This window comes from Pseudomonas sp. 11/12A (assembly GCF_000800055.1).
Lineage (GTDB): Bacteria > Pseudomonadota > Gammaproteobacteria > Pseudomonadales > Pseudomonadaceae > Aquipseudomonas > Aquipseudomonas mohnii.
On the sequence record NZ_JUGV01000001.1, the window covers coordinates 4208031 to 4219925 of the forward strand.

An 11895-nucleotide genomic window follows, 5' to 3' on the forward strand; every position below is an offset into this window, starting at 1 on the left:
CAGGATGTCTGATGCCCCCGTTGCCTCTTCGCTTGTTCGCACTGTTTCTGGCCCTGGGCCTGAGTGCCTGCGATGACGCCCCGCGTTTTACCAAGGCCGAACCCGGTGAAGCCCGCTCGGGGGGCAGCGCAACCGTACGCAAGACCGATCAGAACGCCTTCTCCTTGCCCTCCGCCAACCTGCCACCCTCGCGGCGCGTGGACTTCAGTGTCGGCAACAGTTTCTTCCGCAGCCCCTGGGTGATTGCCCCGTCCACCACCACCGCCCGCGATGGCCTTGGCCCGTTGTTCAACACCAATGCCTGCCAGGGTTGCCACATCAAGGACGGCCGCGGCCACCCGCCGGGGCCCGAGGCGCCGAATGCCGTGTCGATGCTGGTACGCCTGTCGATTCCCGATGCCCCGGCCTACGCCAAAGTCATCGAACAGCAGGGTGTCGTGCCGGAACCGGTCTATGGCGGGCAGTTCCAGGACATGGCCGTTCCCGGCGTTACCCCGGAAGGCAAGGTGCGTGTCGATTACACGCCAGTGCCGGTTCGCTTCAAGGACGGTACCGAAATCGAGTTGCGAAAACCGAGCCTGAGCATCACTCAACTGGGTTACGGCCCAATGCACCCTGACACCCGATTCTCGGCCCGCGTCGCGCCGCCGATGATTGGCCTGGGCTTGCTGGAAGCGATTCCCGAAGACGCCATCCTGGCCAACGCCGCCGCTCAGGCCAGGGACAACAAGGGCATCGCCGGACGCCCGAACCGGGTATGGGATGACGCGCAACAGAAAACCGTCCTCGGGCGGTTCGGCTGGAAGGCCGGGCAGCCGAATCTCAACCAGCAGAACGTTCACGCGTTTTCCGGGGACATGGGCCTCACGACCAGCCTTAGGCCCTTTGATGACTGCACCGACACGCAAACGGCCTGCAAACAGGCGCCCAGTGGCAATGGCCCCGATGGCGAGCCGGAAGTCAGCGACAACATCCTGCGCCTGGTGCTGTTCTACACCCGCAACCTTGCCGTACCGGCCCGCCGCGATGTCAGCGCGCCAGAAGTGCTGGCGGGCAAGAACCTGTTTTTCCAGGCCGGTTGCCAGTCGTGCCACACACCGAAATACACCACCGCCGCAAACGCCGCAGAACCTGAGCTGGCCAATCAGGTGATTCGCCCCTACAGCGATCTTTTGCTGCATGACATGGGCGACGGCCTGGCCGACAACCGCAGTGAGTTCCAGGCCGGTGGCCGCGACTGGCGCACGCCGCCGTTATGGGGCATCGGCCTGACGCAAGCGGTCAGTGGCCACACCCAGTTCCTGCACGACGGCCGTGCCCGCAATCTGCTTGAAGCCGTGCTCTGGCATGGCGGCGAAGCCAAGGCGGCGCAGCAACAGGTTTTGACGTTCAATGCCGAGCAGCGCGCGGCGTTGCTGGCGTTTCTGAATTCTCTTTAATACGCATTCTTCCAGCGGGAGCCCGACATGTTCCGTCCCAAATTGTTGTTCACCAGCCTTGCCGCGCTAGCCCTCGGCGCTTGTTCGCCACAGGACCCGCAGGCCGTCACCTCGGCAGCCATCGCCAAATCGGTGATCCTGCCGACCTATACCCGCTGGGTCGAAGCGGACCGGCAACTGGCCGTCAGCGCCCTCGCCTACTGCGAAGGCAAGGAGTCCCTGGACACCGCCCGCGCCGACTTCCTGCACGCACAAAAAGCCTGGGCCGAACTGCAACCGCTGTTGATCGGCCCTTTGGCCGAGGGCAACCGTTCGTGGCAAGTGCAATTCTGGCCGGACAAGAAAAACCTGGTCGGCCGTCAGGTCGAGCAACTGGTCACTGCACAGCCACAGATCGACGCCGCCGACCTGGCCAAGTCCAGCGTCGTGGTGCAAGGTTTGTCGGCCTACGAATACATTCTGTTCGACAGCAAACCGGACGTGGCCGACCCGGCACAGAAAGCCAGGTACTGCCCGCTGCTGATCGCGATTGGCGAGCGTCAGAAGCAACTGGCCGAAGAAATTCTCAAGAGCTGGAACAACACCGACGGCATGCTCGCGCAGATGAGCAAATTCCCGAACCAGCGCTATGCAGACTCCCACGAAGCCATTGCCGACCTGCTGCGAGTACAAGTCACCGCCATCGACACCTTGAAGAAAAAGCTCGGCACGCCGATGGGCCGCCAGAGCAAAGGCGTTCCGCAACCCTTCCAGGCGGATGCATGGCGTAGCCAGTCTTCCCTGACCGGCCTCGAAGCCAGCCTTGCCGCCGCCAAGACCGTTTGGGAAGGTGTCGATAACAAAGGTCTGCGTAGCCTGCTGCCGGGCGAGCAAAAGCCGTTGGCCGACAAGATCGACGCTGCCTACGCCGCGTCGCTGAAACTGTTCGCCAGCACCCAGCGTTCGCTGACCGAAATGCTCGCTGACGATACCGGTCGCCAGCAACTCAACGATCTCTATGACAGCCTCAACACCGTCCACCGCCTGCACGAAGGCGAGCTGGCCAAGGCGCTGGGCATCCAACTGGGCTTCAACGCCAACGACGGTGACTGATGAGGGTGAGTGCCATGCTGCGACGTCAGGCTCTGACTTTGGGTAGTTTGCTGCTGGGAGCAGTGACACTGGGCGGCTGGACGCTGTTCAAGCAAAAGGACAAAAGCCCGCTGCTGCTGTCGGCACGGGACGATACCGATGGCAAGCACTACGCCGTCGGTTATCGGCTCGATGGCACCCGGGTGTTTGCCACCCAGGTTGGCCAGCGCTGCCACGACATCATCAATCACCCGACGCTGCCGATGGCGCTGTTCGTCGCCCGGCGTCCGGGCACCGAGAGCTACCTGATCGACTTGCGTGATGGCACGCTGCTGCAAACGGTGGCATCGCAGCCGAACCGGCACTTCTACGGTCACGCCGTGATTCACAAGAGTGGCGACTGGCTCTACGCCACCGAAAACGACACGACCGATCCCGGTCGCGGTTTGCTCGGTGTGTATCAGTTCGAAGGCGAGCGGCTGGTGCATACCGGCGAGATATCCACCCATGGCCTGGGCCCGCATCAGGTGTCGTGGATGCCCGACGGTGAAACCCTGGTGGTGGCCAACGGCGGAATTCGTACCGAGGCCGAAAGTCGCGTCGACATGAACCTCGACGCCATGGAGCCCAGCCTGGTCCTGATGCAACGCGACGGCACCCTGCTGAGCAAGGAAACCCTGGCCCAGCCAATGAACAGTGTGCGTCACCTGGGGATTGCCAGCGACGGCACCATCGTTGCCGGCCAGCAATTCATGGGGCCTGCCCACGAGTCCTCGGAGCTGCTGGCGATCAAGCGTCCGGGCCAGCCGTTCGTGGCGTTCCCGGTGCCTGAGCATCAACTGCAGGCCATGGGGCATTACACCGCCAGCGTTGCGGTGCACAGTGATTTGCGGCTGGTGGCCTTGACTGCGCCAAGGGGCAACCGCTTTTTCATCTGGGACCTGGACAGCGGCGAAGTGCGCCTGGACGCACCTCTGCCCGATTGCGCAGGGGTCGGTGCGGTGGCCGATGGTTTTGTCGTGACCTCGGGCCAGGGTCGATGCCGGTACTACGATTGCCGCCAGACAGACCTGGTTGCAAAACCGCTGGATCTGCCTGCCGGGCTCTGGGACAACCATCTGCATCTGATTTGAACACGCCCTGCCTTTGCAGGAGCCGAGCATGTTCGCAATGGCGGCTGCGCATTCCCCATTGCAGTGACTGACGCACCGCTATCGCGAGCAAGCTCGACTCCCACCGGTTTTGCGCTCGCCTGGAAAAAGTGGCAGTTGGATTCACGCTCCCACTCGCGGTAATGTGCGCCACTGTCTCACCTGATTTTCTCCAAGGAACTGGAAATATGCTGCGTCGCCGCATGCTGATCATGTTGGGTGTTGTTCTGTTGGTCGTGCTGGCCCTGGCCGGTTACAAAGCCTTCTCCATCTACACGATGATCCAAGGCTTTGCTGCGCCAAAACCGCCGATCAGTGTCGCCGTGGCCACGGCCACCGAACAGCCATGGCAGGCCCGGCTGCCGACCGTCGGCACACTCAAGGCATTACAGGGCGTGGACCTGAGCCTCGAGACCGACGGCACTGTCGTCGATTTGCAGTTCGAGTCAGGGCAGAAGGTCAAGGCCGGCCAACCCCTGCTGCGACTCGACAGCGCGGTGGAAAGCGCCCTGCTCGAAACCGCCCAGGCTGACCTCGGGCTGGCCCAACTCGATTATGGTCGCGGCAGCCAACTGGTGGGCAGCCAGGCCATTTCCAAAGGCGAGTTCGATCGACTCTCGGCAGTCCTGAAAAAGAGCAAGGCGTCGGTCAATCAGCTCAAGGCTGCGCTCGGCAAGAAAAGCATCGTGGCACCGTTCAGCGGAACCATCGGCATTCGTCAGGTCGACGTCGGCGACTATCTGGCCAGCGGCACCATGATCGCCACCTTGCAGGACCTCAGCAGCCTGTATGTCGATTTTTTCGTGCCCGAGCAGTCCGTGCCGAAAATCGCCATCGGCCAGCCGGTTGAAGTCATTGTCGCGGCCTACCCGGGCCAGACCTTCCCCGGCACGATCAGTGCGATCAACCCTAAACTGGAGAACAGCACGCGCAACATGCAAGTCCGCGCGACCCTGGCCAACCCGAACGGCAAGTTGCTGCCCGGGATGTTCGCCAGTCTGCAGGTGATGCTGCCTGACCCGCAGTCGCGCATCGTCGTACCGGAAAGTGCGATTACCTACACGCTCTATGGCAATTCGCTTTATGTCGTGGCAGAGAAAAAGGCCGAAGACGGCAGCCTGGAAAAAGACGACAAGGGCCAGCCGATCCTGATCGCCGAACGGCGTTTCATCGAAACCGGTGAGCGCCGCGACGGGCTGGTGATGATTACCAAAGGCGTGCAGAACGGCGAAAAAGTGGTAACGGCCGGCCAGATCAAACTGGACAACGGTGCGCACATCGCTATCAGCGACGACAAGACCCTAGCCGAGAAGAACAGTCAGCCGCGCGCTGACTGATCAAGGAACCCCCATGGCTTTTACCGATCCGTTCATCCGCCGCCCGGTGCTCGCCACCGTGGTCAGCCTGTTGATCGTACTGCTGGGCTTTCAGGCCTGGAGCAAGCTGCCGCTGCGCCAGTACCCACAAATGGAAAATGCCCTGATTACCGTCACCACGGCCTATCCAGGGGCTAACGCCGAGACAATCCAGGGCTACATCACCCAACCGATGCAACAGAGCCTGGCCAGCGCCGAGGGCATCGACTACATGACGTCGGTCAGTCGCCAGAACTTCTCGGTGGTCTCGATTTACGCGCGCATCGGCTCGAACAGCGATCGCCTGTTCACCGAACTGCTGGCCAAGGCCAATGAGGTCAAGAACCGCTTGCCCCAGGATGCCGAAGACCCGGTCCTGAGCAAGGAGGCGGCTGACGCCTCGGCCTTGATGTACATCAGTTTCTATAGCAAGGAGCTGAGCAACCCGCAGATTACCGACTATCTGTCGCGGGTCATCCAGCCGAAGCTGGCGACCCTGCCGGGCATGGCCGAAGCGGAGATACTCGGCAACCAGGTATTCGCCATGCGCCTGTGGCTGGACCCGCTGAAGCTCGCCGGTTACGGTCTGAGCGCCAGCGACGTGACCGAAGCCGTGCGCAAGTACAACTTTCTCTCCGCCGCCGGTGAAGTGAAAGGCGAGTACGTGGTCACCAGCATCAACGCCAACACCGAACTCAAATCCGCCGAGGCATTCGCCGCGATCCCGCTCAAGGTCGAAGGCGACAGCCGTGTGCTGTTGCGGGATGTGGCGCGGGTCGAGATGGGCGCGGAAAACTACGACAGCATCAGCTCTTTCGGTGGTACGCCCTCGGTGTACATCGGCATCAAGGCGACACCCGGCGCCAACCCGCTCGACGTGATCAAGGAAGTGCGCAAGATCATGCCGGACCTGGAAGCCCAACTGCCCCCCAACCTCAAGGGTGAAATTGCCTACGACGCCACACTGTTCATTCAGGCCTCAATCAATGAGGTGATCAAAACCCTGTTCGAAGCCGTGCTCATCGTGATCGTGGTCGTGTTCCTGTTCCTCGGCGCGCTGCGTACCGTGGTGATCCCGGTCGTCACCATCCCGCTGTCGATGATCGGCGTCATGTTCTTCATGCAGATGATGGGGTACTCGATCAACTTGCTGACCTTGCTGGCCATGGTATTGGCCATCGGCCTGGTGGTGGACGACGCCATCGTTGTGGTGGAAAACATTCACCGTCATATCGAGGAAGGCAAGACGCCGCTCGACGCGGCCATCGAGGGCGCCCGGGAGATCGCCATGCCGGTGGTCTCGATGACCATTACCCTGGCGGCGGTGTATGCGCCGATCGGCTTCCTGACCGGTCTCACCGGAGCATTGTTCAAGGAGTTCGCCCTGACCCTGGCCGGCGCGGTGGTCATTTCCGGCATCGTCGCCCTGACGCTGTCACCGATGATGTGCGCCTTCCTGCTGCGCCACGACGAAAACCCCAGTGGCCTGGCCCATCGTCTGGATCTGATTTTCGAAGGCCTGAAGCGCCGCTATCAAAAAATGCTGCATGGCACGCTCAACACCCGCCCCGTAGTGCTGGTGTTCGCCGTGATCGTGCTGTGCCTGATTCCGGTGCTGATCAAGTTCACCAAATCGGAACTGGCTCCGGATGAAGACCAGGGCATCATTTTCATGCTGGCCAACGCCCCGCAACCGACCAACCTTGATTACCTGAGCGCTTATACCGACGAGTTCATCACGATCTTCAAGGCGTTTCCCGAGTACTACTCTTCGTTCCAGATCAACGGTTTCAACGGTGTGCAATCGGGAGTCGGCGGCTTCCTGCTCAAACCATGGAACGAGCGTAGCCGTACCCAGATGCAAATTTTGCCCGAGGTTCAGGCGAAACTGGCGGGCATTGCCGGACTGCAGGTTTTCGGATTCAACCTGCCGTCCCTCCCAGGCACTGGCGAGGGCCTGCCCTTCCAGTTTGTCATCAACACCGCCAGCGATTACGAGTTGCTGCTGCAAGTGATGGACCGGGTGAAAAAGCGAGCGATGGAGTCCGGCAAGTTCGCTTTCGTCGATGTCGACCTGGCCTTCGACAAGCCGGAGGTCGTCGTGGATATCGATCGTGCCAAGGCGGCCCAGATGGGCGTATCGATGCAGGACCTCGGCGGCACACTGGCCACCTTGCTGGGTGAGGCGGAAATCAACCGGTTCACCATCGAGGGTCGTAGTTACAAAGTCATTGCCCAGGTCGAACGCCCCTTCCGTGATAACCCTGACTGGCTGAACCATTACTACGTCAAGAACAGTAAGGGCGAGCTGCTGGCCCTGTCGACACTGATCTCTGTGTCTGACCGGGCGCGGCCTCGGCAATTGAACCAGTTCCAGCAACTCAATTCGGCCATTCTTTCCGGGGTGCCGCTGGTCAGCATGGGCGAGGCCATCGATGCCGTACGCCAGATCGCCCGGGAAGAAGCCCCGGCGGGATTTGCCGTCGACTATGCCGGCGCATCGCGGCAATACGTGCAGGAAGGCAGTGCGCTGTGGGTCACCTTTGCCTTGGCACTGGCCATCATTTTCCTGGTGCTGGCCGCTCAGTTCGAAAGCTTCCGCGACCCGCTGGTGATTCTGGTCACCGTGCCGCTGTCGATCTGTGGCGCGTTGCTTCCGCTGTTCCTTGGCTGGTCGAGCATGAACATCTACACCCAGGTCGGCCTGGTGACATTGATCGGTCTGATCAGCAAGCACGGGATCCTGATCGTCGAGTTCGCCAACCAGTTGCGCAAGGAAAAAGGCCTGACGCCACGCGAGGCCGTAGAGGAAGCCGCAGCCATTCGTCTGCGCCCGGTGTTGATGACGACCGCTGCCATGGTCTTCGGCATGGTGCCATTGATCATCGCCACGGGGGCCGGTGCCGTTAGCCGCTTTGATATCGGTACCGTCATCGCAACGGGAATGTCGATCGGGACGCTGTTCACATTGTTTGTATTGCCCTGCGTATACACACTGCTGGCTAAACCCGACAAACCTTGAATAATACCGATCGCTCAGTGTCAGTGAGCGTTGAGCAATCAGGCACAAAAAAAGGCCTCGCATTAGCGAGGCCTTTTATTTGGGCTTCATTCTGTTCAACTTTGCGGTTTCAATCCTTGAGTGAGCCCGAACATAAACAACAACAAATCATGATCGGGCTGGGTTGCTACGGACGCCTTGGCGACCCGTGGCAATGGGCAGTGCGCGTCACCGTGCGCTGAACTGAGAACTTGCGTGCGGGGCTCCTCCCAGGCCGCCACCGCCAGTGAAGCAACCGCCAAGGCCCCTGCCAGAAACAAACCTCGCGCGACTTCGAGTTTCATTGCTATAAACCTTTGATAGCGCTGCCAAACGCCGTGTTGTAAAAGTAGACGAGTTTGCTCCAGTCCGTCGCGTTGAACGACGAATGGCGGCGCAACTGCTTCATGTCATGGATCGCCGCGCGCTGGGCGCTGAGGCGTTGGCGGCATTTCTCCAGGTCAATGAGGGCGACCTCGACCTTGGCTGCATCCCCCTCGCCTGTCACGCGTACGAACACATGCTTGATATAGATACAGCTGTGCTGCCAGCGGCCTTTGTGCATACGGGCCAGGTTCTCGGCCAGATCCTTGAGCACGCGATCATGCACCGCCTCGCCGTAACGCTCACGGCCACCGCCTGCGTACCATTGTTCGATTTCTTCAAAACCGTCCAGTGATTTGGTAACCAGCAGCGCGCGCCATTTGTGCACAGGATCGCGCTGTGCGCCGCAGAAAATGATTTCAGGAACACGAACGCCGAGTTCACGAACACCGATGAGCGCATCGCGCTCGCGCAACACTGTCGGCCGACCAAAAGGGTGCAACCAAGTGCGATGGATATGCCCGGTCTGCCGTTTGACGTACAGCAACTGACCATCGCTGCCCACGACCCGTTGCACACCGCTTTCACCACCGCGACGGACGTTGGGTTCTTCTACCCATTCACCACGCTGGTTCCAGAAATAGTCGAAGCGGTCCTGGGGAGCGACTTCCGTTTCTGCTGCACATTGCACTGCCATTCAATTACCTCTTGCGTAATACGTAGACCCGCCACATCGCATAGAGCGGTAAAAAGTCCAGTTGTTCCTGAATGCGGAAACCCGCCTGTTCAAATTCTTTTTCTACTGTAGCTGACGGTAATACAAATCGGTTTTGGTAACCTTCCTGCCCGCGGCTTTTCTCCGCGCGCTTGCGTTTCCAGGCTTTGAAATTGCCGTCCACCCACAATGAAAGAATCACACTGTCACGGGTGACGCGTTCGAATTCACGCAAGATGGTCAGTCGATGCTCGGCTTCACCGATGTGATGGAGCAACCGCATGCAGAAAATGCTGTCGACGGCGTTATCAGGCAAAGCGATGTCGAATGCAGATGTATGCAGGGTTTGCACCCGCTTCACCACATCGGCCGGTTGCGCCTGCGTCGCAATCTTCAACATGGACTCGGAGTTATCGGCGCCGATGATCACGCGATTGGGCTTTTCTGCCAGCAACGGCCAGAAACGCCCCGCGCCGCACGGTAAATCAAGGACCAGCCCCGGCTCACCAACCAGCGCCAGTGCTTTACGCGCCAATTGTTCATCCCGCCAGTGGGACAGCCGGCGGCCAAGTCCGTCCTTGTGCTTGCGCAGGTACCGTTGGGCGTGTTGGTCGTCGTACTTTTCGGAAAAATCCAGTTTGATCGGGCCATCTGCCATCATCAAAGTCTCCTGAGCTTCTGATACCGACCACCTTAGGCAGCGAATTGTCAGTGTCAGGTTACGCCTTTGTGAAAAAAAAGTTATGTACAAGCCAAAACTTTTTCAAGATTTTACAAAGCTGTGACAGGGGCAAGAATTGCCCGACTTCAGGCTAATCAGTTCACATTGGATGTATACAGCTGCACTTCAAAACGACAACCGTTGGGTTCCATGGTTGTCAGGCTGACGCTCCAGCCCTGGTTTTCACAAATTCGTTGTACCAATGACAGCCCAAGGCCCAACCCCTCACCGCGTTTTTCGGTACCACGGACGAAAGGTTCGAACATCGCTTCGCGCTTTTCTTCGGGGATGCCCACTCCACTGTCTTCGACCAGGAACCCATTGCCCGTGAGGGTCAAGCGGATGAATCCATGCTCAGTGTAATGAAGCGCGTTACGCAGCAGGTTGCCCATCACCGCGTGCAGCAGGGTCGCGTTATAAGAGGTGGATTGCGAGCTACCGGGTTCGAAGATCAACCTCAGTCCTTTCGCCTCGATCGGCTCTCGCCAAAGATTCAGTAGCCCATCGGCCACCTGACGAACGGATTGCTGCGGCGCCATACTGGCGTCTTCGCGTTGAGCGCGGGCCAGCATCAAGAAGGTCTGAACCAGCTCGCGCATCTCCTCACAGGCACGAGCGATTCGCTCGACCTGAGCGCGGCCGCGCTGATCGATCCCCGGGTTTTCCAACAGCAATTCGCAGGAACTGGCCAGCACCATCAAAGGCGTGCGCAGTTCGTGGCTGACGTCACTGGTAAACAGTCGCTCCCGGGACAATGCCTGACGCAAGCGTCCGAGGGTGGCGTCGAAAGCCACGGCCAGCTCGCCCACTTCATCGGCGGCATAATCAGGCGCCAGAGGTGGCGCCAGCCCGAGCAACTGGTCACGATGACGCACCTGGCGGGCCAACCGAACCACCGGAGCCATTACCTTGCGCGCCAGCACCCAGCCGAGAAAAACCGCCAGCGCCAGGCTGAGCACGAAGCCCACCAGCACCACGGCAAACAGGACCCGCTCGCGCTCTTCGAAGTCGCTCTGGTCCTGCAACAGCACATAGCGCCGTCCGTCAACTATTTCGACCATCGCGTGGTAGGACAGATTCTCGCGGAACACTTCATGAAATCCCGCGTCCAGGTGTCGCAAATCCTTGGGCAGCTCGAAGTCTCCATGCCCGCCACTGAAATAGAACAACTGGTCCGGTTCAGGGCGATGGCTCCACTCCTCGACGTTGTCCATCAGTAACAGGCGTTGCAGGTCGCCACCCAGACCTGCCGAAATAAGCTTTTCTTCCACCAGGTGCACGGTGGCGATAATGCCCATGGCGAAGGCGCCCGCCACCAATGCGCTCATCAACGCGAAGGCAATGATGATGCGCTGGGAAAGGCTCTGCTTAAACTCCATCACGGCCCTCGGCCAAGCGGTAACCCACGCCGTGCACAGTCTGCAGTAACGGTTTCGCGAAAGGCTTGTCGATCACTTGACGCAATTGATGAACGTGGCTGCGCAGGCTGTCACTGTCTGGGCAGTCATCGCCCCACAGCGCTTCTTCGAGAATTTCCCGACGCAGCACATGAGGGCTTTTCTGCATCAGCACGGCCAGCAACTTCAGGCCCACCGGGTTGAGCTTGAGCAAGCGACCTGCGCGGGTGACTTCCAGGGTATCGAGGTCGTAGCTCAAGTCGCCGACCTGCAAGGTGCGGCGACCGCCACCCTGGGTACGGCGCATGACCGCCTCGATCCGCGCGGCCAGTTCCGACAGGGCAAAGGGCTTGATCAGGTAATCATCGGCACCGGACTTGAAGCCTTGCAGCCGGTCATCCAGTTGATCGCGGGCGGTGAGCATGATCACCGGCGTATCGCGTCGGGCGTCTTCGCGAAGGCGTTTGCACAAGGTATAGCCGTCAATACCGGGCAGCATGATGTCGAGCACGATCAAGTCGTAATGTTCGGTGGCCGCCAGGTGCAGGCCCGACAAACCGTCCTGCGCACAATCCACGGTGTAACCCTTGAGTCCCAGGTAATCAGCCAGATTGGCGAGGATATCGCGGTTGTCTTCAACCAATAAAATTCGCATCGGCATCTCCTCCGTATACAGTAACGG

The 11895-nt window shown here is 60.0% G+C and carries 10 protein-coding genes; 5 read left to right on the forward strand and 5 right to left on the reverse strand.

The features are described 5' to 3' along the window. The first annotated feature begins 11 nt into the window (after positions 1-11). The 5 genes from GQ39_RS19340 (at position 12) to GQ39_RS19360 (ending at position 8038) form a co-directional block, all read left to right on the forward strand. Entirely contained in the window at positions 12-1439 is a 1428-nt protein-coding gene (locus GQ39_RS19340) for a di-heme oxidoreductase family protein (RefSeq protein WP_047532634.1), read from the forward strand. Positions 1440-1466: 27 nt separating this feature from the next. Next, complete coding sequence (locus tag GQ39_RS19345) at positions 1467-2531, forward strand: imelysin family protein (protein WP_047532637.1); 1065 nt, start codon at positions 1467-1469, stop codon at positions 2529-2531. Positions 2532-2545: 14 nt separating this feature from the next. Continuing rightward, the gene (locus GQ39_RS19350; RefSeq protein WP_047532639.1) at positions 2546-3643 is read left to right on the forward strand and encodes a DUF1513 domain-containing protein; all 1098 of its coding nucleotides are present in this window, start codon (positions 2546-2548) and stop codon (positions 3641-3643) included. A gap of 206 nt (positions 3644-3849) precedes the next feature. After that, entirely contained in the window at positions 3850-4998 is a 1149-nt protein-coding gene (locus tag GQ39_RS19355) for an efflux RND transporter periplasmic adaptor subunit (RefSeq protein ID WP_047532641.1), read from the forward strand. A gap of 13 nt (positions 4999-5011) precedes the next feature. Further along, on the forward strand, positions 5012-8038 hold the full coding sequence (locus tag GQ39_RS19360) for a multidrug efflux RND transporter permease subunit (protein WP_047532643.1): 3027 nt from the start codon (positions 5012-5014) through the stop codon (positions 8036-8038). A 95-nt stretch (positions 8039-8133) separates the two neighbouring features. On the opposite strand, the gene GQ39_RS19365 is transcribed toward GQ39_RS19360, so the two are convergent. From GQ39_RS19365 to colR, 5 genes are all read right to left on the reverse strand, one after another. After that, on the reverse strand, positions 8134-8361 hold the full coding sequence (locus GQ39_RS19365) for a hypothetical protein (RefSeq protein ID WP_047532645.1): 228 nt from the start codon (positions 8359-8361) through the stop codon (positions 8134-8136). A 2-nt stretch (positions 8362-8363) separates the two neighbouring features. After that, entirely contained in the window at positions 8364-9077 is a 714-nt protein-coding gene (locus GQ39_RS19370; RefSeq protein WP_047532647.1) for a lipopolysaccharide kinase InaA family protein, read from the reverse strand. 4 nt (positions 9078-9081) lie between these two features. Beyond that, on the reverse strand, positions 9082-9753 hold the full coding sequence (locus GQ39_RS19375) for a class I SAM-dependent methyltransferase (protein ID WP_047539046.1): 672 nt from the start codon (positions 9751-9753) through the stop codon (positions 9082-9084). A gap of 158 nt (positions 9754-9911) precedes the next feature. Then, positions 9912-11195 carry a sensor histidine kinase gene (locus GQ39_RS19380; protein WP_047532649.1) on the reverse strand — a complete coding sequence of 428 codons (1284 nt, stop codon included), beginning with the start codon at positions 11193-11195 and terminating at the stop codon, positions 9912-9914. Beyond that, on the reverse strand, positions 11185-11868 hold the full coding sequence (colR, locus tag GQ39_RS19385) for a two-component system response regulator ColR (protein ID WP_047532651.1): 684 nt from the start codon (positions 11866-11868) through the stop codon (positions 11185-11187). The genes GQ39_RS19380 and colR overlap by 11 nt, the downstream gene beginning before the upstream one ends. Positions 11869-11895: the final 27 nt, after the last annotated feature.

Coding starts and splice junctions, on each gene's coding strand:
- GQ39_RS19340 (WP_047532634.1), top strand. CDS start 12: ATGCCCCCGTTGCCTCTTCGCTTGTTCGCACTGTTTCTGGCCCTGGGC.
- GQ39_RS19345 (WP_047532637.1), top strand. CDS start 1,467: ATGTTCCGTCCCAAATTGTTGTTCACCAGCCTTGCCGCGCTAGCCCTC.
- GQ39_RS19350 (WP_047532639.1), top strand. CDS start 2,546: ATGCTGCGACGTCAGGCTCTGACTTTGGGTAGTTTGCTGCTGGGAGCA.
- GQ39_RS19355 (WP_047532641.1), top strand. CDS start 3,850: ATGCTGCGTCGCCGCATGCTGATCATGTTGGGTGTTGTTCTGTTGGTC.
- GQ39_RS19360 (WP_047532643.1), top strand. CDS start 5,012: ATGGCTTTTACCGATCCGTTCATCCGCCGCCCGGTGCTCGCCACCGTG.
- GQ39_RS19365 (WP_047532645.1), bottom strand. CDS start 8,361: ATGAAACTCGAAGTCGCGCGAGGTTTGTTTCTGGCAGGGGCCTTGGCG.
- GQ39_RS19370 (WP_047532647.1), bottom strand. CDS start 9,077: ATGGCAGTGCAATGTGCAGCAGAAACGGAAGTCGCTCCCCAGGACCGC.
- GQ39_RS19375 (WP_047539046.1), bottom strand. CDS start 9,753: ATGGCAGATGGCCCGATCAAACTGGATTTTTCCGAAAAGTACGACGAC.
- GQ39_RS19380 (WP_047532649.1), bottom strand. CDS start 11,195: ATGGAGTTTAAGCAGAGCCTTTCCCAGCGCATCATCATTGCCTTCGCG.
- colR (WP_047532651.1), bottom strand. CDS start 11,868: ATGCGAATTTTATTGGTTGAAGACAACCGCGATATCCTCGCCAATCTG.